The organism is Amycolatopsis sp. NPDC052450 (genome assembly GCF_044547565.1).
Lineage (GTDB): Bacteria > Actinomycetota > Actinomycetes > Mycobacteriales > Pseudonocardiaceae > Amycolatopsis.
Genome location: NZ_JBIUAQ010000001.1, coordinates 872,827 through 892,930 on the forward strand (window position 1 = coordinate 872,827; position 20,104 = coordinate 892,930).

The following is a 20,104-nucleotide window of genomic DNA, read 5'->3' on the forward strand; positions in this document are numbered from 1 at the left end:
CAGCATCGCATTTCAAGGTCTCAGTGGCCCGTCCTCCCGTCGATGCGCTCGCGCAGCAGATCAGCGTGCCCGGCGTGGCGCGCGTACTCGGCGATGTGATGCGTCAGCAGCCACCGCAGCGAGAACGGCTTCCCGTCACGTCGGCTCTTGCCCGTGTCTTCGAGCGAAGCGGCCGCCACGATCTCCCGCGACCGCGCACACTCCTCACGCCAAGCCGCCCACGCGGCCTCGACGTCGCCACCCGTGTCCTCGAAATCCTGCTCAGGCCACTCGTCGGAGTAATAGAGCATCGGGACGTCCTCACCCGCGAACTGCAGGCGGAACCACCAGCGCTCAGTGCCCGTGAGGTGCCTGAGCAGCCCATGCAGCGACAACCCCGACGGCTCGATCGCCCGCAGAGCCAGCTGCTCCGGCGTCAGACCCCGGCACTTCAGCTCGAACGTGCGACGATGCCAGTCGAGCGTGGACGTCAAGATCTCGCGCTCACTCGCCACCCGCGGAGGCTCTGAACGGTCGCCCTCCCACGTGGCCGAGTAGTTCTCGTCAGGGATCGTGTCCATGCCCCGACCTTGGCAGAGACCCCCGACAATTCCGTGGCGCTCCGGCGGCGGCCCCGCCATCCTGGTGGTCGGCGGCGGTCTACTAGACTCAGCCGCACGGGCCGTTAGCTCAATTGGTAGAGCTGCGGACTTTTAATCCGTAGGTTCTGGGTTCGAGCCCCAGGCGGCCCACTCACTCGACATCCTCGCTGACCAGCGGGGATGTTCTTGGTTGTGGATCTTGTACGACTTGACATGGTCTTGGCTGGGCTCTGTGGGTGCTCAGACCTGCGTTCCGGATGGTGTTGCGCGAGCGCAGGCATCCCCCGGTACTCAGCGGTCCGATAGGTCCAGCAGATCGAGGAACGCGGTCGCTGCCGGGGTGCGTCCGACGCCGCTCCAGATGAGGTACTCGACGCGCACAGGTGCGTCGGTGATCTCGACGGTGGCCAGGCCGGTCAGGTAGGGGACGTAGGTCGAGGGCAGCAGCGCGATCGCCAGCCCCCTCCGCACGAGCCGGGCCATCATGAAATCCGCGGTGGTGACCTCGAACGCGACCTCACGGTTCAGACCCGCGGCGGCGAACGCCTCGTCCGACTGCGCCCGCGCGGCCGAGTGCGGCGGCAGGTCGATGAAGGTCTCGGTGGAGAGCCGGGCGAGGTCGACGGCTGGTTCGCCCGCCAGCGGGTGGTCGGGGGCGACGACGGCGACCAGTCGGTCCCGGGCGAGTTCACGAGCGTTGACGCCCACCGGTCGCACGCTGGTGGGCAAGCCGAGGAAGGCGACCTCGATCCGGCCCTGTCTGACCTGCTCGGTGAGTTCTTCGCTCCCGCCGACGCGGATGTTCAGTTGGACCTGGGGATACCTGTCGCGGAACCGGCTCAGCGCGTCCGGGACGTCGACGGCGGCCACGGTGGGGATGAGGCCGAGGGCGAGTCTGCCGCGCACCTCGCCGGTCACCGCCGCGACGTCGGCGGCCGCCCGCTCCGCGGCGTTGAGGCTCTCGCGGGCCGCGGCCACGAATGCCTTCCCGGCCGGGGTGATGCGCACATGGCGGCTGGTGCGGTCGAACAGTCGTGCGCCCAGTTCCCGTTCGAGGGCGGCGATTTGGCGGCTTAGCGCCGACTGGACGACCAGGCACTGCTCCGCGGCGCGGGTGAAGCTGTTCGTCTCGGCGACGGCGAGGACGTAACGCATCTGCTGGAGCTCCATTTGTCAATGCTGACACGGCATCGCTGGAGTGCCAACATTGCGTTGGACTCATCGTCAGGGTGCCGCAAGACTCGAGTCGTGGCAAGGCCACATCGGGACTTCGGAGGTGAACTCGTGCGGACACGTTCCACAACCATGAGCCGCTCGGTGCTCAACGAGAACAAAGAGGTGTGACTCGGGGGCCGGGGCCCGGCGCGGATGTGCGTCGCCGCGGCACAACAGCACGGGGAAGCGGTGCAGCGCCCGCTGTACGAAGCGATCGGGTGCGGATCCATCTCGAGGGCCCGGCTGGGCCGGGGCCTGATACTCGCCGCACCGCATGCCGTCGCCCTGCCGATTACGGCACGGCGTTGCGCGCCGGCCACCACGCGGGATGGCTCCGATCGGCGGCGGCGTGGGCACCCCGGTCACCCACGTTCCCGGCCCCGCCGGTGAATCGGATCGCGTTCTTCGGTCCCGGCGCCGCGCGGCGCCGGGAGCAGGCGCGCTGTGGGACGGGTTCTTCGAGCTGAGCCGCGACCGCGAACCCACCTTCTCCTGACCCCGCCCTCTTTCCCCGCTCGTGCGGGGACGTTCTTAAGGACACGTATGACCACTGTCAGTACTGAACCGCACTCACAGTTCCGGGCGTGGCTGGGCGTCGCGGCCATCACCGCGAGCTTGTTCGTCTTCGTCACCACCGAGCTGATGCCCATCGGGCTGCTCACCCCGGTCAGCGCGGGATTGTCCGTCTCCGTCGGCCTCGCGGGCATGATGGTGACGCTGTACGGCATTTCCGCGGGCGTCGGGGTGCCGTTCCTGGTCGCGTGGAGCCGCACAGTGAATCGCCGCGCCCTCCTCACCACGCTGCTGGCGATCATGGCGGTCGGCAACCTCGTCACGGCCGTGTCGCCGAACTTCCCGATCATCCTGGCCGCCCGGCTCGTCACCGGGTTCGCGCACGGCGTTTTCTGGGCGATCGGTGTCGCCATGGCGATGCGGCTCGTCCCCGGCAAGAAGGCAGGCAAGGCCGCCGCGGTCGTCCTTTCCGGCATGTCGATCGCCACCGTCGTGGGCATGCCGCTGGGCACGTTCATCGAGAGCCTCACCGATTGGCGCACCACGTTCCTCATCTGGAGCGGCCTGAGCCTGGCGGTGCTTTTGGCCATCGTGCTCACGCTTCCGTCACTGCCGTCCCAGAGCGCCATCCCGGTGCGGGAGGTGTTCGCGCTGCCGATCCGGAACGGGCGGCTGCGGGTCGTGATGACCACCGTCGCGCTTTACGTGCTCGGGCACTTCGGCGCGTATACGTTCATCCGCCCCTTCATGGAGCAGCGCGCCGGGGCGTCGACGGCGTGGGTGACCGGGCTGCTGATCGTGTTCGGGGTCGGCGGCGCGGTCGGCAACTTCGTCGCCGGGCACACGGTCAACAAGAACATGCGCGCGACGTTTGTCGTCGCCTGCGCCGGACTCGTCGTTTCGTTGCTGCTGCTCCTGGTGTTCGGCGGCAGCCTGGCGGGCGTGGCCGCCGCCGTGGTGGTGTGGGGAGTCTCCTTCGGCGCCGCCAACCTCTGCCAGGTCAACATGATGCTCGCCGCGGCCCCGGACACCTTCGAGGCCGCCATGTCGCTCAACACGATGGGATACAACATCTCGATCGCACTCGGCGCGCTGCTCGGCGGACTGTTCGCGGGCGGCTTCGGGGCCACCGGCGCGGTGTGGTTCGGCGTCGCGCTGACGGTGACCGCACTGCTGACCGCCTTCGGCTCGCACCGCGACGCCGCGCACGCCTGAAAGGGGCACACGTCAACACCAGCATGCACAGCCGGTGCCTCTTGAGCTGACCATCGTTGGAGCACGCTGGCTCCGATTGGTGGTGGGTGAAGGCTCCCTTCACCGCGTCTGATGTGGTGAAGGGAGCCTTCGACCCTGGTCGGGCGCAACCCGCGATATGGGCGCTAATCGGGAATTCACCGCGTGGACCACGGAAGCGGCGTCAGGAGCGGGGCGACGCGAGGTTGACATTGCGGGGTCGCCGTCGCTCAGGTTCTGGGTTCGAGCCCCAGGCGGCCCACTCTTTCGCCAGGTCGACGCTTAGTGGGCCACCCAGGCCAAGATCACGTCACCGGTCGAGAACCAACGCGCTCACTCCCTGGCGCGAGGCGCCCAAACCTGCGCCACCAGCACCGTGCTCGCCCCGAACAACGCCACCCCAAGCGGCACATGGACGGCGAGATCACCGCTGCCGCCGACCAGGAACTGCACGCTCACCAACACCAAAAGAACCGTGCTGACGACCAGATACCGCGCCGATCCGTTGCCGACCCGCCATACCAAAACCGCGGCGACGATCTGGAACACCATCGCCACGGTGACGAAGGGGCCGGTGGCGTGGTGCAACCCGCCGCTCCCGCCGGAAAGGAGCTGGCCGGCGGTGATCCCCTGCACCAGCAGCGTGGCCGCGAGGAACACCGTGCTCGCCTTCAGCAGGCCGAAGAACCGCACGTTCACCACGTCACCCGCAAAGCGCGCACGCCGTAGACGAGGCTGAACTCGCGGAATTCCACTTGGCCTGCCAAGGCGAGCCGGGGGAAGCGCCGCAGCAGTGCCGGGAGGGCGATGCGCAGTTCCATGCGTGCGAGTGGTGCCCCCAGGCAATGGTGGGCGCCATGTCCGAAGGCGACGTGGCCGGTCGTTCCCCGGGTGATGTCGAGGGTCTCGGGATCGTCGATCAGGGCGGGGTCGCGGTTGGCGGCCGGGATCGAGCAGATCACGAGCGATCCGGCGGGGATGCGGTGCCCGCCGACCTCCACGTCCGTCGTGGTCGTCCGCGGCGGCAGCGACTGGACGACGGAAAGCCAGCGCAGCAGTTCTTCGACGGCGGGCTCGATCAGGCCGGGATCCTCGCGGAGCAAGGTCAGCTGATCGGGATGCCACAGCAGGGCCAGGGTGCCGAGGCCGAGCATGTTCGCGGTCGTCTCGTGTCCGGCGAGCAGCAGAAGCCCCGCGATGCCGGTCAGCTCATCCGAAGTGAGCTCGTCGCCGTGCTCGCGGACGAGCATGCCCAGCATGTCCTCGCCCGGATCCGCCCGGGCGCGGGCGACCAAGCCCGCCATGTAGTCGTGGTCCTCCCGTTGCGCCGCGACCCGCTGGTCCACCGGCAACGACGTGTCGAGGATCCGCGCGGCGCGCGCGTGGAACTCGCCGCGGTCGGCATACGGGACGCCCAGCAGTTCGCAGATCACCAGCGACGGCACCGGCAACGCGAAGTGCGCCACCAGATCGGCGGGTTCACCGGCTTGCTCCAGGTTGTCCAGGGCCGCTTCGACGATCTCGGTGATCCGCGGCTCGAGTCTGTTCATCCGCCGTACGGTGAACTCCGGGGTGAGCAGCCGTCGCAGGCGCGTGTGGTCGGGCGGGTCGAGCCTGATCAGCTGTCCCGCCGTGACGTCGTCTTGTCCGGCTCCCGTCAGCGGCGTGGCGCTGCTGAACCGGGCCGGATCCGCCAGCACCTGGCGGACGTCTTCCTTACGGCAGACCAGGTACGCGGGCACGCCGAACGGCGTCTCGACTTGTACGACCCCCTCGCCGTCGCGAGCCCGCGCCAATTCCCCGATCGGGTCGAGACCGTTCCTTCGCATGTGAAGCGGCATGGTTTCGGTCATCTTCTGCCTTCCGTTCAGGACTGGGCGTCGAGCCACTCTGAGAACGTGGGTCCCGCGAGCTTGGCGTGCGGGCTGGGCAGGAAGCCGCCGGCGGCGGCGATGTCGGCGTCGGGCATGCCGGAGCCGTCGACGCCGATGACTTCGATGCCCCGGCGGGCGCCGAGGAGGCGGGCGGCGTCCGCCATGATCTCCTTGCGTGGCCCCGCGATTTCGGGGATCGGCGTTCCCGGGTCGCTCGGGTCGACGGCGAGGTCGACCAGTTCCTCCGCGACGGTGCGGCAGGCCACGAGCTGCGTGGGCAGGGCGGGCAGGTGGACGACGTCGCTCTGCTGCCAGTCCAGGAGCTGGCCGACGAACTCGTGGAACTGTGCGGCCCGCAGGAGGCGGACGGGGAGAGGGCCCGCCAGAAGGAGTTCCTCGTGCACCTTCTTGGCGGCGATGAAACCGGCGGTGGCCTTGTCGGCGCCGATTATGGACGCCGCCACGATCCGGGCGACTCCCGCCTGGCGGCCCGCTTCGTGCAGGTTGCGGGCCGAGGTGCGGAAGAACTCCGTCGCCGCCTCCTGCTCGGAGCCGTGCCATGAGGCGACGTCGATGATGACGTCGACGCCGCCGAGTGCTTCGGCGAGCCCCTCACCGGTGATGATGTCCACGCCGGTGGCGCGGGACATCGGCACGACGTGGTGTCCTCGTTCGGCGAGGACGTCGACGACGTGCTGCCCCAGCCGTCCGGTCGCGCCGGCCACTGCGAACTTGCTCATGATCCAGAACCTTTCTCGAGGGTGGGGAAGTCAGTCGGTGTAGTTGAGGCCGGGCGGCATGCCGGGAATCGGCTTGGCGATGAGCGCGGCGGGGGCGAAGAAGCCGATATGCGCGATCGCCATGACGAGCGTCCAGAGCGCCTTGGCGTCGTAGCACTCGGATGCCTTGGCGTACAACGAGTCGGGGACACGTTCGCCGGACGGATTCGGGGTGAGGACGGCCTCCACGAGCTCCAGCGCGATACGTTCGGGGTCGGTGAAGCAGGTGGCGTCATGCCAGGTCGCCACCCCGGTGATGCGCTCCTCGGGCTCCCCGGCCTGGCGGAGATTGCCGGTTTCGCGAATGGTGAAGTACGTGCTGCCGAGCAGCTGTCCGGCGCGCAGTTGCAGCAGGCTGATGGTCGTGGAGGGGATCGCGCCGTTCTTGAGGACCTTGTGCAGGCCGCCGGCGACTTCGGCCATCTCGGGTACGAAGGGGATCGGGTTGGGCATGCGTGACCGCGGGGGCATGGCGGGTTTCCTTTCTCTTTGGCGTTGCGACCAAGAGATCCCGGCGACGCGATCCCCGTGACAGGTCGGCCTTGTGACGCAAGCCACCGTCACAAAAGGAGGAGGGCCGGGGTCGTATGGGCACGCTCGAGAAAGGCAGGAACCGGTGACGATCGAAAGAGACACCGCCATGGAGTCGGCCACCGAGGCGTTCGTGGCCCATCGCAACCTGCTTTTCACCGTGGCCTACGAGATGCTCGGTTCGGCCACCGACGCCGAGGACGTCCTGCAGGAGACGTGGATGCGGTGGGTCGGCGTGGACTTCGCGACGGTGCTGGCCCCGCGTGCGTTCCTGGTCCGGATCACCACCCGGCAAGCGCTCAAACGGCTGCGGACGCTCGGCAGGCGCAAGGAGTCCTACGTCGGCCCGTGGCTGCCCGAGCCGCTGCTGACCGCGCCGGACGTGGCCGAGGACGTCGAGCTGGCCGACAGCGTCTCGATGGCGATGCTGCTGGTGCTCGAGACGCTCGCGCCGACCGAGCGAGCGGTGTTCGTGCTACGCGAGGTCTTCGCGCTCGACTACGACGAGATCGCCGAAGCGGTCGGCAAAACTCCAAGTACCGTGCGCCAGATCGCGCATCGGGCGCGGGCGCACGTCGCCGCGCGCAGGCCGCGTGGCGCCGGCTCTCCCGCCGAACACCGGGCCGCGCTCCAGGCCTTCCAGGCAGCGGTCGAAACCGGCGACTTGCAGGGTTTGCTCGACATCCTCGCGCCGGACGTCGTCGCCCTCAGCGACGGCGGCGGGGTCAAACACGCCCTGCTGCGGCCGGTCGTGGGCGTGGACAAGGTGGCGCGTCTGCTGGCCGTCGGCTGGTGGAAACGGGACGCGGAAAGGTCGGTCGAGCCGGTTCAGATCAACGGTGGACCGGGGCTGCTCATCCGTGTCGACGGGGAGATCGACGGCGTGCTGGCGGTGCGGGTCGAGAACGGCTTGGTCACCGGCGCCTACCACGTGCGCAATCCGGAGAAGCTGGCGAATGTGGAGCGGGAGATCCCGGTCAGCCGGTGATCAGGCGCCGAGACGGTTGTAGATCCGGCTGGCCAGGGTGGCGGCCAGCTGGTTCAAGGCGCTCCAAGGTTCATCGAGCGCGAACCGGCCGAGGAGTTCCGCCGCCGCGTAGGCCTCGGCCTCGGAGAGCAGTGGCGCGGGCCGGTCCTGGAGCCCCTTCTCGACCAGCCGTGACAGCGTTTCGGCGTATTCCTCCAGGTCGCGCACCACAGCCAGGCCGTACCGCTCGTCGAGCGAATCCCCGGCGAGGTCGTCACTCATGGTCGTCTCCCCTTCTGCGTTCACCCGTCCGACGCGCTTCAGAAAATCTATGCTGGCTGGGGTAGACATTCAACGCCGGGTGTGTGTAATGTTCTCCTCGTACCGAGAAAGACAACGTCAAGCAGGCGCGGGAGATGACGTAACTACCCGCGAGGTGAGACAAGCCGGTCAGGCGGCACGGGGCCGATCAAGGAACAGGTCCCGGACGGTGATCGGGAGCAGGATCTCAGGGCCGTGTTGTGAAGAAGGTTCGACCAGGTAGTACCGGCCCTGGAAGGAAAGTGCAGGACGCGGGCGGAGCAGTCGCGCCCGTGAAGAACATGTAGTCGCAGTAAGTCAGTAGTTCAGTAAGTCAGTAAGTAAGCAGTAGTGAAGTAAGTAGTCAGAAGTTGCAGTAAGTAAGCAGTGCAGTTGCAGGACCGGTCAGGTGGCCGGAGCCGATCGGTGAACAGGGCTCCGGGCAGTGACCAGCGGCGTCAGCGTGCTGGGACCGATCAGTGAAAGGGTTCCGGCAGTGTCGCTCGCAGTAGGTGAAGTAGCAGTACCCAGCAAGGTGAAAACACAGGAAAGAAGGGAACGGCGACATCATTGGATCGCCCGCAGCGGCAAGGTAGCGCCGCGCGGGTGCCGTAGTTCCATCGAGTACGGAGGTGGTTCGCGGTCACGAATCAGCGATCCCCGCGCAATCCGGTTGTTCACCGGACGCGGGTGCAGGAAGCCGGCGGTCGCGCCGGTAGACAATGGTGAAACCCAACCCTGAGGACCCCGGGTGCCGTTTCGGCACCCGGGGTCCTTTGTGATGTGGAGGTGGAATGATCCCTGACCAAGAAGGACCGGCCACGCCCAGCGGGGCCGACAGGTTCGATGACGAGCATTACCCCGCCTACACGATGGGCCGTGCCGCCGACATGCTCGGCGCCACTCAAGGCTTCCTTCGCAGCCTCGACGAGGCCGGCCTGATCACCCCGCAGCGTTCCGCCGGCGGCCATCGCCGTTACTCCCGGTACCAGCTTCGCCTGGCCGCGCGGGTGCGGGAACTGGTGGATCAGGGCACCGCCGTCGATGCCGCCTGCCGCATCGTCACCCTTGAGGATCAGCTCCACGAAGCCCAGCGCGCGAACGCCGAACTCCGCGCCGAGGACTGAAAACCCTGCTGAGAACGCCCTTGTCCGGACAGGACGAGGGCGTTCGGGCGTGGATGTCGAAACGGACGGCTCGGCTCCGACCCCCTCCTGAAGCGCCGGGCAGCGGCGCCCCAGGAGCGAAGGAGGCCTTGCGATGAGCAAGGTGGTGCTGGACGTGTCGATGTCGCTGGACGGATTCACCGCCGGACCGAACGTGCGGGCCGACGAGCCCATGGGTGACGGCGGCGAACGACTGCACGAATGGATGGCCGGTGAAGGGCCCGACGCCCGCGTTCGCGACGAAGTGAACGCGATGGCCGGGGCGACCGTCATCGGGAGACACACCTTCGACCTCGGTCTGCGGCCGTGGGGCGGAACGCCGTGGCCTGGCGTCCCGAGTTTCGTGGTCACCCATCGGACCAGGGAAGACCTGCTCGGCGACAACGGCGGCACGTTCGCCTTCGACGGGCTGGAGGCCGCGGTCCGGCGCGCCAAGGAAGCCGCGGGCGACAAGGACGTACTCGTGCTGGGTGCAGACGTCGCCGGGCAACTGCTCGCCTTGGGTCTGCTCGACGAGATCTATCTCCACCTCTCCCCAGTGGTGCTGGGGCAGGGGACCGCCGTGTTCGCCGGGAACCTCGGCGAGCTGGTCCCGCAGGGCGAACCCGTCGCCGGGACCGCTACCCACCTGCGCTATCGCGTCGGGCGGCTACCAGGGAAAGGCCGCACGGAGAACCGCTGAGGCCGGTTCGAGGTCGGTGACGAGGCGGTCGAGTTCGCCGGGGCTCAAGGCGTTGTACGGCGCTTCCGCGAGCTTGTCGGTCAGCGCTTCGACCCGTTCCTTCGCGGCCCGGCCGTCGGCGGTGAGCCAGCCGTCGGTCCCGACCAGACCGCGGTCGCGCATACCGTCGATGACCGCGGTGAGCTGCGCGGCGGGGAGGTGGCCGACCCGGCCGAACTCCTTCGCGGGCATGTCGATGGACAAGGCGTGCAGCACGTGGGCCTCGGTCCCGCCGATGCCCTCGGTCACCAAGGCGACGGTGTGGCCGTCGCCGCGGTGCTCGCGCAGCAAGTTGGCCGCGTGCCACAGCCGGGCCACGGGTTCTTCCGGGGCCGGAACGGTGCGAAGGGCGGCGTAGAGGGCGCGTCCCTCGATCGGTGCGCTGGTCGCGGCTGTCATCAGCAGGTCGCCGGCGCGCGCGACACCGGGGTCGTCGGCGAGGTCGCCGAGGATCCGCCGGATTCCGGTGACGCATCCCCGCTCGCGGGCGGCCAGCGCCTCTTCGGGCGTGGTCAGCTCCCAGACCCGCGGGATGTGACGCGCCACCTCGCCGGGGGCGAAGTTGTAGAAGATCGCGTGGATCACCTCGGCCGGAACCGACCGGCCGAACGGCGCGGCCCGCCCGGCGAAATAGGCGTCCCACTGGTTGCGCAGGCCCAGCGCCATCAAGGCTTCGTCCGACTCGTCGGCGAAGTAGGGCACCAGGCCGATGGGCTCGATCAAGTCGTACATACGGCGGGCGAGCGACATCTCATCCCCTGTGGTCGTGGCGGCCTCCTCGTGGCGGCCGCTCACTTACTCCACGAACGCGTCGTCCGGGATTCGACATCGGGCCGCGGCCGGTATCGCCGCGGCCCGATCGCGCCCTACTTCAGGTGCCGGGCCAAGAAGCGGCCCGCGGCCTCAGCTTCATACGGTGGGATGCCGGTGTGCCCGCCCATGTTGGCGTGCAACGTCTTCTCCTTGGAGCCGAAGGCGTCGAACAGGTCAAGGGCGTGCTGCCGGTCGTTGCCTTCGTCGTCCCACTGCAGCATGACGTGCACCGGGATGGTCACCTGCCGTGCCTCATCGAGCATGCTGCGAGGCACGTAACTGCCGGCGAACAGCACGGCGGCCGAGATTCGCGGCTCGACGACCGCCAGCCTGGTGCCGATGGAGATCACCCCGCCCGAATAGCCGACCGGGCCGCCGATTTCGGGCAGTTCGAGAAGGGCGTCCAGGGTGGCCCGCCACTCCGGGACCGCCTGCTCGACCAGCGGGAGGACGAGCCTGTCGACGATGTCGCCGGTGACCGGCTCGCCGGCTTTCAGTGCCCGTCGCAGGTCGGCGCGGGCCTCGTCGACGGTGGGGAGAGGAGGCCGGTCGCCGGCTCCCGGGAGTTCGATGGTGGCAGCGGCGTAGCCCCCCGCCACGCAGCTCCGCGCCCGGCCCGCGAGCCGCGGGTACATCTTGCGGAGCCCGCCGGGGTGGCCGTTCAGGATCAAGGGGACCGGGGTGGACACGGACTCGGGCGTCCACAGGACACCGGGGACCTCGCCGAGGACGAATTCGCGTTCGAGGACGCCGTCTTCGAGGCGTTTTTCGGAAGTGAAGTGCATGGTCGTGCCTTTCGGGAGTGCGCGGACGGCGCTCCCGGACGACCTATCGTCCGACCGTGACCCCGGAGGAGAGCACCCCTGTCGAAATGTTCACGGGTACCACCTCCTCGTTCTCTCGCACGGCCTCCGGCAAGTTAGCAGCGGCCGGCCGTCGTCCGCCAGCGCTTTAACCGAGCACCGAAAGCCCGTCCGCCACGACGACGCCGTCGTGCAGGACCGTGCGGTCCTTGCCGCGGTCCATCACCGCGCTCGTCGGGGTCTCACCGTCCACCAGCACCAGGTCGGCGCGGTCGCCGACGGCCACGCCGGGCCGGTCGGCGATACCCGCGAGCCGCGGGACGTCGTGGCTCATGATCGACGCGCCGCCCATCGTGGCGACGGCCAGCGCCATTTCGATCAGGTCGTCGCGGCGGAAACCGTTCGTGAAGGCCAGCTGCCAGGTGCGGTCGAGCAGGTCGCAGTTGCCGTACGGGCTCCAGTAGTCCCGCTGGCCGTCCTCGCCGAGGCCGACGCGCACGCCCGCGGTCGTGAGGTCCGCGAGGGACAACTGGCCGTCGACGGACGGCGCGACGGTGGCCATCGCGATGTCCAGCTCCGCGAAGGTGTCGATCAGGCGGCGGCTCACCGACTCCGAGATCGAGCCCAGTTCGTACGCGTGCGACATCGTCACCTTGCCGCGCATGTCCAGCGCGCGGACCCGTTCGATCACCAGATCGGTCGAGAAGACGCCGAGGTGCCCCGGTTCGTGCAGGTGGATGTCCACCTCGACGCCGTACTTCTCGGCGAGCCCGAACACGACGTCGAGATGCCCCTTGGGGTCCTTGTCCAGTGAGCACGGGTCGATTCCGCCGACGACCGTGGCGCCCGACCGCAGCGAGGCCTCCAGCACGTCCACGGTGCCGGGTTCGCGCAGGATCCCGGCCTGCGGGAACGCCATGATCTCGACGTCCGCGTGCTTGGCGAAGCGCTCCTTCGCGGCGAGTACGGCGTCGAGCTTCTCGAGCCGGCAGTCGACGTCCACCTGCGCGTATGTGCGCACCCGCGTGGTGCCGTTGGCGATCATCCGCTCCAGCGTCCCGGCGACGCGTTCGGGCAGCGGAACCTCGGCGTCGCGCCAGTTCTCGCGGTCGTTCAGCATCATCGCCCACACGCCCGGCGCACCCGTATGCGGCCGGAACGGCAGGCCGATCCGGGTCGAGTCCAGGTGGACGTGCACGTCGCTGAACGACGGGAACAGCAGCCGCCCGCGACCGTCGACCGTGCCGGGTGCCGTCGTGGCGGCGGGATCGTGCGGCCGTACCGCGGTGATCCGGCCATCGGCCACTTCGACGTCGCTGTGCTGTCCACCCCACGGGCGGACGTCACGGATCAACACGGTGAACACCTTTCTCGACGCACTCCCTTTGGTATACCAAAGCGGGGGAGCTGGAGCAACGTCAGGTGACTCACTTGGTGTGACGGTACGGGCGGGTGTGCCCGGTTTCCGCGTTGTGCTTGGTGATGTCGTCGATCCCCATCTTTTCGAGCCTCGGGTACTCGGTCACGTCGAACACGTTGTCCTCGCGGCGATGCGGGTAGATGTCGTGTCCCTTGCCCGGCCAGTAGGGGAAGACCACGTGCGTGTCCTTGTTGGAGTTCTTGGCGAAGGTCTCGGAGACGTAGTCCCATTTCTCCTGGACGAGTGGTTTCCTCGGGTCGTGGGGATCGTTGATCCACCCGGGCATCTTGATGTTGTTGTCCTTGAGCGTTCCTTCGAGGGTGTTGCCGCCGTTCTGCTTCGCGATCTTGGTGGCCTTCTCCTCGACCGAGCCGAGGTACTCGTCCTCTTCGCCGCGTTTGCGTTTCTTGGTGCCGCCGGACCAGAAGAAGTGCTTGTCGGCCTTCAGGATCTCGTCGAGTTTCGGCTTGAACTTGTCGAATTCCTCCTTCGACATCTTGTCGACGTTGATGGGAGGTTTCCTCGGGCTCCTTCGCGGTGGCGGCGGCTGCGCACTGGGGCCGGCCGGCTGGGGCCGCTGCTGACTGCCCGGCCCGGTCTTGCCGCAGGAACCGGCCAGGCCGAGCGGATCGCCGATGAGCAGCGGCTGCTCGACATAGCCGACGGGGTTGGCCGCGGCGGCGAGTCCGAGCGGGTCCTGGCTGAGGTATCGCGAGGTTCGCGGGTCGTAGTACCGGAAAACGTTGTAGTGCAGCCCGGTTTCCTCGTCGCGATGCTGGCCGGGGAACGCCAGCGGCATCGCCGCGGTGTCCGCGCCGGGCAACGGCACGCCCCAGAAACTGCTGCGGTCCTGCCAGACCAGCGCGCCGTGCTCGTCGAGCAACTCGGTCGGCGTTCCGGCGGGCGACGTGATCACGGCACGGAAGGCGGCGTCTTCGAGGGCGCCGGTGCGCTCGACCTGGACGACGGGACGGTCGTCGTCGTAGCGCTCCCAGGTGAAGAGCCGGTAGGACTCGTCGGCGGGGTCGTAATCCATCCGCTCGACGACGTTCATCCCGCTCCACAGGAACCGGACGTCGAAGGTGAGCTCTGCTTCCCCTTCCGGGCCGAGCAGCCAGCGGCGTTTGGCGAACCGCCGTCCGAGCGGGTCGTAGTGGTAGGTCCAGAACGCGCCGTCGGGTGTGCGCGCGGAACGCAGCCGGTCGAGGTGGTCCCATTCGTAGGCGCACGACCGGTCGGCGGTGACTCTGCCCCGCTCGTCATCGCTGTAGTGGGTCTCGTCGACGGCGAGGTTGCCCGCCGCGTCATGTTTGAACCGTTCGACCCCGGCGGGCCCGCGTGCCTCGCTGACCCGGCCCGCGGGGTCGAAGGAGAGCTGCCAGGGCCGGATCGCGTCGTCGACGGCGGCGAGCCTGCCGTCCGGGCGGTAGCGGTAGACGCGCCGCCCGACACCCACGATGTCCTCTTCGGCGAGCCGGTCTTCCGCGTCGAATCGCCGCTGGAGCACCACGGCGCCGTCGACGCTGCGCGTGATCTCGCGTCCGGCGGCGTCGTAGGCGAAGCCGACCTCGTGACCGGCGATCCGCAGGGAACTCGGCAGTCCCGCTTCGGTGAAGCGCCACTCACTGTCCACACCGGACGATGTGCGGCGGACGAGCGTTTCGCCGTCGTGGCGCAGGCACACGCCGAGCCCGTTGATCGTGTCGATGACGACCTGATCGCCGTCGTGGACCAGTTCGACCCGCGACTCGGCGTTCTCGGCGACGGTCATCCTGCCGAGCGCGTCGTATTCGTACCGCGTGACGTCGTCCGGGGTACGGCGGGCCACGATGTTGCCCTGAAGGTCGTAGTCGTACTCGGTCGCGTCACCCGTGCCGTTGGTCATGCGGAGCAGCCGGCCCGCCGCGTCGTAGGCGTAACCGATCCGGCGGCCGTCGTAGTCGACCTCCTCGACGAGCCTGCCCGCCGCGTCGCGGACGTAGTGCCAGGTGAGGCCGTTCGGGTTGGTCACCGAGGTGAGCCGCAGCTCGCCGTCGTAGGCGTACAGCGTGCGCGCGCCCGCGGCGTCGGTCTCCTCCATGACGAGACCGAACGGGCCGTACTTGCGCCGCCGCGCGGCACCCGTCGCGTCACGGTGCTCGACGACGTGACCTTCCGCGTCGTGCACCCACGTCTCGCGACCGCCGTGCGGGCCGAGCCGCCAGGCACGGCGGCCGTCGGCCGTCCAGCCGAGCCGCGCTTCGCCGCCGGAAGCCGTGTACGTGAGACGCGGGCGGCCGAACAGGTCGCGGTCGCCGGGGCGGTCCGTCACGGGTTCGTCGTCGAGCGGATTCGGCGCGTCCGGGATGTGCACCGGCAGCCCGGTGCCCGCCAGGGTGGTGGCCGGGTCGAATTCGGGGACCACCCGCTGGGCTTCGCCCGCCGACAGCCGGACCTCGCCGTCGGCGGCGTGGGTCAGCCGCACGGTGGAGCCCGCGGGACGGTGGACGGCCACCAGTTCACCGTCGTCGCCGTACTCGTAGCCGGTCTCGTGGCCGAGTTCGTCCACTTGGGACAGAAGCTCGTCGCGCCGGTTCCAGCTGTAGCGCCGGGAGTTGCCCAGCGGGTCGACGCGTTCGATCAGCTGCTTGGCGTCATTGAGGCGATACGTCCACGTGTGGCCGAGGGCGTCGGTGTGCCGGGTCGCGCCGGGCTCGTAGACGAACGTCGCGTTGTAGTAGCCGTTCGCGCCCACGGCGCGGACGCAGCGGCCGGCGTCGTCGTAGACGTAGCGGTACCAAGTGCCCGTGCGGTCACGCCAGCCGACGAGGCGGTGGCTGAAGTCGTAGTCGAGTGCCATGGGGCGACCGGCGTAGTCGGTGACCGTGCTCAGCTGGCCGAGCCGGTTGTACGAGAAACTCACCAGCGGCGGCTGCCCCGGAGCCCCGAGCGCGACGATCCGCCCCTTCGCGGTGCCGATCGCGAGTTCGACGCCGTCGTCACGGCGGATGCTCGCGGGCGTGCCGTCGGCCGCGTAGCCGAACTCCGTGCGGCTTCCGTTCTGTTCGATGGCCCTGAGCGGCAGGACGCCGCGGTCACCGGCGAAGAGCAGCTCGCGATCGCCGATCGACAGCCGGTAGCCGTCCGGAGCGCGGCGCAGCCGATGGCGCGGGCCTTGCCGCGGCAAAACGGGTTCGTGGGCCGGGATGGGGTAATCCAGCACCATCCCGTCTTCGGCGTGGAACCGGATCCGGTTTCCCGCGAAGACCAATCTTTGGTCCATTGTGGACGTCCAAGATGGACCGAACCACCGGCCGGCGCCGTAGGACGACAGATGCGTGCGGGAAAGCTCCAGATCCGCCGCGTCACCGGGCAGCGTCACGTCGACCTGGGTCATCACGACCTCGCCGGTCGCGACGTCGACGGGGTCACCGCAGTAGTTCTTGGAATCCGACGACGTCGACCGGTCGCCGTTGCCGTCCTTCTTCGTGGAGTCGTTGTTGCCGCCCCGGTCGCGGGTGCCGCCGTTCCCGGTGCCGCTGGTGTTCGTCTGGTCGTTGTCGTTCTTGCTGTTGTTGCCCTTGTCGTTGGTGCCGCTGTCGCCGCCCTTGCCGCCGCCACCACCGCCGTTGCCGTCGGTGCTGGAGGTGGTGGTGCTTTCGTCGTCCTTGTCCTTCTTGGGGTCGATCCCGCGGTCGTTCCCGCCCTTGGTCTTGGGCGGCGGCGGAGCGTCCACCTTGCCGCCCTGAAGCTTGCGCAGGGCTTTGGCGGCGTCGTCGAAGAGCGTGTCGGCCTTCTTCAGCAGCGGCATCAGGCCCTTGAGCGCCTTGACGAGTTTGGTGGTGAGGTCGGCGATCTTCGAGGCGGTCTTGGCGACCGCGGTCACGACCTGCGGCACCACCCAGGTCAGGCCGATGCCGAGGGTGAACAGCACCTGCAGCGCCCAGCTGATGAGGTGGCCGACGAGTTCGGCGATGATGTCGCGGACGAGCGTGCGGACGGCGGCGACGACCTCGCCCGCGGTCTTGACTCCGCTCGAGGCGCCTTCGCAGCCCTTCTGCGCGGCGGTGAGCACGGTGACCGTGTCCTGGGACCGTTCGCGGTAACGGTCGGCGGCGTCGCCCGCCCACGTCTTCAGGTCGGCCTCGACCAGATCGGACAGATCCGTGCCGATGGCGCCGAGTTCCTTGGCGATGTTGGACCAGGTTTCGGCTTGCGCCTTGATCTGATCCGCGTCGCCGGTCAGGGCGTCGAGCGCGTCGGACAGCGGGCCGACGTGTTCCAGCAGCCAGCCGACGCCCGCGGCGAGGATCGAACCGAACGGATCCATGGCCATCGACAGCGCGTCGAGAGCGGTCCCGACGGCACCCATCGCGACCGCGGCCCAGTCGCCCTTTTCGATGCCCTCTTTGAGGTCGATCGCCGATTCCAGCAGCGGGACACCGGAGTGGCCCTTGGTGGAGTCCTGACGTTCAGCGACCAGCGGATTCGCCATGTGTTGCCGTCTTTCTGCCTCGGGACCCTCGCCGACAGGGCAGCTGATTTCTACCATCGCCGCGTTCCGGTGCCCCTGTGCGGAAAGGATCTTTGTCCGCCCGCCGGGAGGACGACCCCTACAGGCAGGGTCTTGCAAGTTCTGCGATGTGGAAGTTAACCTCCGCAGATTGAAATTGCCCCGCATCGCTCGCTTCGACGGAGAGGCGGATCCATGGTGAAGAGGACGCAGGCCGAACGGGCGGCAAGTGGCAGGCCCGAGGACGAACGGCTCGGGATCGGCAAGAGTTTCACTTACGGCATCCAGCACGTCCTGACGATGTACGGCGGGATCATCGCGCCGCCCCTGATCATCGGCGGCGCCGCGGGTGTTTCGACGGCCGAGATCGGGCTGCTCGTGGCGTCATGCCTGTTCATCGGCGGTTTGGCGACGATCCTGCAGTCGTTCGGCGTCCCCTTCTTCGGCTCCCGGCTGCCGCTGGTCCAGGGCACCTCCTTCGCGGGCGTGGCGACGATGACCGCGATCGTGGCCGACGGCGGGCTGCCGGCCGTGTTCGGCTCCGTGATCGCGTCCGCGCTGCTCGGCCTGCTCGTCACGCCGGTGTTCTCCCGGCTGGTGAAGTACTTCCCGCCGGTCGTCACCGGGACGGTGATCACCGTGATCGGGCTCAGCCTGATGCCGGTCGCGGCCCAGTGGGCGATGGGCAACAACACCAAGTCGCCGGAGTTCGGCTCGGTCTCCAACGTCGGGCTGGCCGCGATGACGCTGGCGATCGTGCTGCTGCTCAGCAAGGTCGCCGTCCCGGCCATCTCCCGGCTCTCGATCCTCCTGTCGATCGTGGTGGGCACCGTGCTGGCCGCGGTGCTGGGCAAGGCCGACTTCTCGCAGGTCTGGGACGGCCCGATCTTCGCCGTGCCGGCCCCGTTCGGTTTCGGCGCGCCGACCTTCGACGTCGCCGCGATCGTGTCGATGTTCATCGTCGTGCTCGTGACCCTCACCGAGACCACGGCCGACATGCTCGCGGTGGGGGAGATCGTCGGCACGCGGGTCGGCAAACGCCGGATCGGCGACGGGCTGCGCGCCGACATGGCGTCCTCGGCGATCGCGCCGGTCTTCAACGGGTTCATGCAGAGCGCGTTCGCCCAGAACGTCGGCCTCGTCGCGATCACCGGGGTCCGGAGCCGGTTCGTGGTGACCGCGGGCGGCGTGATCCTGCTGGTCCTCGGCATGCTCCCGGTACTCGGCAGGGTGGTCGCCGCGATCCCGTACCCGGTGCTGGGCGGGGCAGGCCTCGTGCTGTTCGGCACGGTCGCGGCCTCCGGGATCAGGACACTGTCCAAAGTGGACTACAACGGGAACATGAACCTGGTGATCGTCGCGGCCTCCGTCGGGCTGGGCATGGTCCCGATCGCGGCGCCGGAGTTCTACCACCACTTCCCGGCGTGGGTCGGCACCATCTTCCACTCGGGGATCAGCTCCGCCGCGCTCATGGCCGTCGTGCTGAACCTGCTGTTCAACCACCTGAAGCCGGGCAAGGGCCGCGACCCGTCGGTGTTCGCGACGGCGACCAGGGTGATCGACTACTCCGATCTCAAGGCCTTCTCGCGGCTCAAGGACGGCGACCGGATCGTCGACGGCAAGATCGTGGACGCCGACGGCAATCCGGTGCCGGTGCGGGACGCGGACGGCAAGCCCGTGCCCTACCGGATCGGCTCCGAACCCGAAGGGCACTGACGCGACCGGGCGCGGTGGGCGAGTTCGCCGACGATGCGTTGCCACGCCGGTGACGCCTCGGAGATCCGGGACACCACCAGTTCGCGGTGTCCCGGCCGCCCGCCGTCCCGTTCGTGTTCGATCTCCCAGGCGTCCAGGTCTTCGATGAGCCGGTCGAGACGGGGATCGCGCGGATCCCAGCCGACCGCCTGATCGCAGGCCAGGTGAACACGCAGCGTCTCGGGATCGTCGAAGGCGGCGTTCTTGTCCCGCAGCCGCTCCGGCATGGCGCGCGGATCCAGCGCCTGCATCAGGATCCACGCGTCACGTTCGAGCAGCACCCGCTGCTCGCTGACGCCGAGGCCACGCATCCGCTCCAGGAGGGCGACCACGCCAGGCGGCAGGATGAGCCGTTCGCCGCCGGTCAGTTCGGCGATCCGGTGGCGGTTTTCGGTGAGCCGGTCGATCTTGCGCCGCAGTTCGGCGTCGATGTCGGCGATGGCGGTGGCGAACCCGGCAGGCTCCGCGTGCAGCAGCGCGTCGACGCGGGCCAAGGGCACCCCCGCGTCCGCGAGCGTCTTGATCCGGATGAGGTCCACCGCCGCCTGGGCGCTGTAGCGGCGGTAACCGGAGGCGTCGCGTTCGGGCTCGGGCAGCAGGCCGATGTGGTGGTAGTGACGAACGGCACGCACGGTCACCCCGGCGGTCGCCGCGAGCCTGCCGATCGTGAGCACCCGTCCTCCTGTCCATACCCCGGGCTCCAGTGCCCCCAATGGCGCATTGGTGGCGACGAACCTCCTCGACGATGTGGGAATTGGGACACTCAACGTCCCAATTCTCACATCGTCAGCACCCGGCACACGCTGAGCCGTCACCCTCGTGCAGGCCAGGTGGTCGTGTGATCCGAGCCGCCGCTGACGCTTCCCCTTCGCCCTGGCCAAGTGTAGGTAAGCAAATACCGGTCGCATCGGAGACGCTCAAGCCCACCGCACCGGCGCCGG

The 20,104-nt window shown here is 68.7% G+C and carries 19 protein-coding genes and 1 tRNA gene; 8 read left to right on the plus strand and 12 right to left on the minus strand.

Annotated elements, in window-relative coordinates:
• Positions 1 to 20 precede the first annotated feature (20 nt).
• Positions 21 to 560 (minus strand): DinB family protein, encoded by a 540-nt coding sequence (locus tag ACIHAO_RS04290; protein ID WP_396554669.1) that lies wholly within the window; start codon positions 558 to 560, stop codon positions 21 to 23.
• A 98-nt stretch (positions 561 to 658) separates the two neighbouring features.
• On the opposite strand from ACIHAO_RS04290, the gene ACIHAO_RS04295 reads away from it, so the two are divergent.
• Positions 659 to 731 (plus strand) — tRNA-Lys (locus tag ACIHAO_RS04295).
• A gap of 141 nt (positions 732 to 872) precedes the next feature.
• Here the strand turns inward: ACIHAO_RS04295 and ACIHAO_RS04300 are convergent.
• Entirely contained in the window at positions 873 to 1,751 is an 879-nt protein-coding gene (locus ACIHAO_RS04300) for a LysR family transcriptional regulator (protein ID WP_396554670.1), read from the minus strand.
• 198 nt (positions 1,752 to 1,949) lie between these two features.
• Here ACIHAO_RS04300 and ACIHAO_RS04305 point away from each other — a divergent pair, with 198 nt between their 5' ends.
• From ACIHAO_RS04305 to ACIHAO_RS04315, 3 genes are read left to right on the plus strand one after another with little or no spacing between them, the layout of a single operon-like run.
• Positions 1,950 to 2,186 (plus strand): hypothetical protein, encoded by a 237-nt coding sequence (locus tag ACIHAO_RS04305; protein ID WP_396554671.1) that lies wholly within the window; start codon positions 1,950 to 1,952, stop codon positions 2,184 to 2,186.
• Positions 2,125 to 2,292 carry a hypothetical protein gene (locus tag ACIHAO_RS04310; protein WP_396554810.1) on the plus strand — a complete coding sequence of 56 codons (168 nt, stop codon included), beginning with the start codon at positions 2,125 to 2,127 and terminating at the stop codon, positions 2,290 to 2,292. Before ACIHAO_RS04305 ends, ACIHAO_RS04310 begins: the two co-directional genes overlap by 62 nt.
• A 47-nt stretch (positions 2,293 to 2,339) precedes the next feature.
• Complete coding sequence (locus tag ACIHAO_RS04315; protein ID WP_396554672.1) at positions 2,340 to 3,524, plus strand: MFS transporter; 1,185 nt, start codon at positions 2,340 to 2,342, stop codon at positions 3,522 to 3,524.
• Positions 3,525 to 3,875: 351 nt separating this feature from the next.
• On the opposite strand, the gene ACIHAO_RS04320 is transcribed toward ACIHAO_RS04315, so the two are convergent.
• From ACIHAO_RS04320 to ACIHAO_RS04335, 4 genes are read right to left on the minus strand one after another with little or no spacing between them, the layout of a single operon-like run.
• Positions 3,876 to 4,241, minus strand: a complete 366-nt coding sequence (locus ACIHAO_RS04320) for a hypothetical protein (protein WP_396554673.1) — start codon at positions 4,239 to 4,241, stop codon at positions 3,876 to 3,878.
• Positions 4,238 to 5,371, minus strand: a complete 1,134-nt coding sequence (locus tag ACIHAO_RS04325; protein ID WP_396554674.1) for a cytochrome P450 — start codon at positions 5,369 to 5,371, stop codon at positions 4,238 to 4,240. The genes ACIHAO_RS04320 and ACIHAO_RS04325 overlap by 4 nt, the downstream gene beginning before the upstream one ends.
• Positions 5,372 to 5,409: 38 nt before the next feature.
• The gene (locus ACIHAO_RS04330; RefSeq protein ID WP_396554675.1) at positions 5,410 to 6,156 is read right to left on the minus strand and encodes an SDR family oxidoreductase; all 747 of its coding nucleotides are present in this window, start codon (positions 6,154 to 6,156) and stop codon (positions 5,410 to 5,412) included.
• Between the two features lie 30 nt (positions 6,157 to 6,186).
• Entirely contained in the window at positions 6,187 to 6,666 is a 480-nt protein-coding gene (locus ACIHAO_RS04335; protein ID WP_396554676.1) for a carboxymuconolactone decarboxylase family protein, read from the minus strand.
• A 169-nt stretch (positions 6,667 to 6,835) separates the two neighbouring features.
• Here ACIHAO_RS04335 and ACIHAO_RS04340 point away from each other — a divergent pair, with 169 nt between their 5' ends.
• Positions 6,836 to 7,714: an RNA polymerase sigma-70 factor gene (locus ACIHAO_RS04340; RefSeq protein ID WP_396554801.1), complete on the plus strand. Its 879-nt coding sequence runs from the start codon at positions 6,836 to 6,838 to the stop codon at positions 7,712 to 7,714.
• Here ACIHAO_RS04340 and ACIHAO_RS04345 read toward each other — a convergent pair whose 3' ends face one another.
• A complete protein-coding gene (locus ACIHAO_RS04345) occupies positions 7,715 to 7,975 on the minus strand; it encodes a hypothetical protein (protein ID WP_396554677.1) in 261 nt (86 codons plus the stop codon).
• A gap of 812 nt (positions 7,976 to 8,787) precedes the next feature.
• Between ACIHAO_RS04345 and ACIHAO_RS04350 the strand changes: the two genes are divergently transcribed.
• Positions 8,788 to 9,120 (plus strand): MerR family transcriptional regulator, encoded by a 333-nt coding sequence (locus tag ACIHAO_RS04350; protein ID WP_396554678.1) that lies wholly within the window; start codon positions 8,788 to 8,790, stop codon positions 9,118 to 9,120.
• Between the two features lie 133 nt (positions 9,121 to 9,253).
• Positions 9,254 to 9,841, plus strand: coding sequence for a dihydrofolate reductase family protein (locus tag ACIHAO_RS04355; RefSeq protein ID WP_396554679.1), 588 nt, complete (start codon positions 9,254 to 9,256; stop codon positions 9,839 to 9,841).
• Here ACIHAO_RS04355 and ACIHAO_RS04360 read toward each other — a convergent pair.
• The 4 genes from ACIHAO_RS04360 to ACIHAO_RS04375 all read right to left on the minus strand — a co-directional run bounded on the left by ACIHAO_RS04360 (position 9,809) and on the right by ACIHAO_RS04375 (position 17,390).
• Complete coding sequence (locus ACIHAO_RS04360) at positions 9,809 to 10,612, minus strand: MarR family transcriptional regulator (RefSeq protein ID WP_396554802.1); 804 nt, start codon at positions 10,610 to 10,612, stop codon at positions 9,809 to 9,811. The two genes, ACIHAO_RS04355 and ACIHAO_RS04360, sit on opposite strands and share 33 nt — an antisense overlap.
• Positions 10,613 to 10,746: 134 nt before the next feature.
• The gene (locus ACIHAO_RS04365; RefSeq protein ID WP_396554680.1) at positions 10,747 to 11,478 is read right to left on the minus strand and encodes a dienelactone hydrolase family protein; all 732 of its coding nucleotides are present in this window, start codon (positions 11,476 to 11,478) and stop codon (positions 10,747 to 10,749) included.
• A gap of 166 nt (positions 11,479 to 11,644) precedes the next feature.
• Complete coding sequence (locus ACIHAO_RS04370; RefSeq protein WP_396554681.1) at positions 11,645 to 12,853, minus strand: amidohydrolase family protein; 1,209 nt, start codon at positions 12,851 to 12,853, stop codon at positions 11,645 to 11,647.
• A 70-nt stretch (positions 12,854 to 12,923) separates the two neighbouring features.
• Positions 12,924 to 17,390 (minus strand): DUF6531 domain-containing protein, encoded by a 4,467-nt coding sequence (locus tag ACIHAO_RS04375; protein WP_396554682.1) that lies wholly within the window; start codon positions 17,388 to 17,390, stop codon positions 12,924 to 12,926.
• Between the two features lie 213 nt (positions 17,391 to 17,603).
• Here ACIHAO_RS04375 and ACIHAO_RS04380 point away from each other — a divergent pair, with 213 nt between their 5' ends.
• Complete coding sequence (locus ACIHAO_RS04380; protein WP_396554683.1) at positions 17,604 to 19,124, plus strand: nucleobase:cation symporter-2 family protein; 1,521 nt, start codon at positions 17,604 to 17,606, stop codon at positions 19,122 to 19,124.
• Here the strand turns inward: ACIHAO_RS04380 and ACIHAO_RS04385 are convergent.
• Complete coding sequence (locus ACIHAO_RS04385; RefSeq protein ID WP_396554684.1) at positions 19,091 to 19,837, minus strand: MerR family transcriptional regulator; 747 nt, start codon at positions 19,835 to 19,837, stop codon at positions 19,091 to 19,093. The two genes, ACIHAO_RS04380 and ACIHAO_RS04385, sit on opposite strands and share 34 nt — an antisense overlap.
• Positions 19,838 to 20,104: the final 267 nt, after the last annotated feature.

What these genes read in the sequence shown, in the direction of transcription:
- ACIHAO_RS04290 (WP_396554669.1), bottom strand. Translation starts at nt 560, where the DNA reads ATGGACACGATCCCTGACGAGAACTACTCGGCCACGTGGGAGGGCGAC.
- ACIHAO_RS04300 (WP_396554670.1), bottom strand. Translation starts at nt 1,751, where the DNA reads ATGGAGCTCCAGCAGATGCGTTACGTCCTCGCCGTCGCCGAGACGAAC.
- ACIHAO_RS04305 (WP_396554671.1), top strand. Translation starts at nt 1,950, where the DNA reads ATGTGCGTCGCCGCGGCACAACAGCACGGGGAAGCGGTGCAGCGCCCG.
- ACIHAO_RS04310 (WP_396554810.1), top strand. Translation starts at nt 2,125, where the DNA reads ATGGCTCCGATCGGCGGCGGCGTGGGCACCCCGGTCACCCACGTTCCC.
- ACIHAO_RS04315 (WP_396554672.1), top strand. Translation starts at nt 2,340, where the DNA reads ATGACCACTGTCAGTACTGAACCGCACTCACAGTTCCGGGCGTGGCTG.
- ACIHAO_RS04325 (WP_396554674.1), bottom strand. Translation starts at nt 5,371, where the DNA reads ATGCGAAGGAACGGTCTCGACCCGATCGGGGAATTGGCGCGGGCTCGC.
- ACIHAO_RS04330 (WP_396554675.1), bottom strand. Translation starts at nt 6,156, where the DNA reads ATGAGCAAGTTCGCAGTGGCCGGCGCGACCGGACGGCTGGGGCAGCAC.
- ACIHAO_RS04335 (WP_396554676.1), bottom strand. Translation starts at nt 6,666, where the DNA reads ATGCCCCCGCGGTCACGCATGCCCAACCCGATCCCCTTCGTACCCGAG.
- ACIHAO_RS04340 (WP_396554801.1), top strand. Translation starts at nt 6,836, where the DNA reads ATGGAGTCGGCCACCGAGGCGTTCGTGGCCCATCGCAACCTGCTTTTC.
- ACIHAO_RS04345 (WP_396554677.1), bottom strand. Translation starts at nt 7,975, where the DNA reads ATGAGTGACGACCTCGCCGGGGATTCGCTCGACGAGCGGTACGGCCTG.
- ACIHAO_RS04350 (WP_396554678.1), top strand. Translation starts at nt 8,788, where the DNA reads ATGATCCCTGACCAAGAAGGACCGGCCACGCCCAGCGGGGCCGACAGG.
- ACIHAO_RS04355 (WP_396554679.1), top strand. Translation starts at nt 9,254, where the DNA reads ATGAGCAAGGTGGTGCTGGACGTGTCGATGTCGCTGGACGGATTCACC.
- ACIHAO_RS04360 (WP_396554802.1), bottom strand. Translation starts at nt 10,612, where the DNA reads ATGTACGACTTGATCGAGCCCATCGGCCTGGTGCCCTACTTCGCCGAC.
- ACIHAO_RS04365 (WP_396554680.1), bottom strand. Translation starts at nt 11,478, where the DNA reads ATGCACTTCACTTCCGAAAAACGCCTCGAAGACGGCGTCCTCGAACGC.
- ACIHAO_RS04375 (WP_396554682.1), bottom strand. Translation starts at nt 17,390, where the DNA reads ATGGCGAATCCGCTGGTCGCTGAACGTCAGGACTCCACCAAGGGCCAC.
- ACIHAO_RS04380 (WP_396554683.1), top strand. Translation starts at nt 17,604, where the DNA reads ATGGTGAAGAGGACGCAGGCCGAACGGGCGGCAAGTGGCAGGCCCGAG.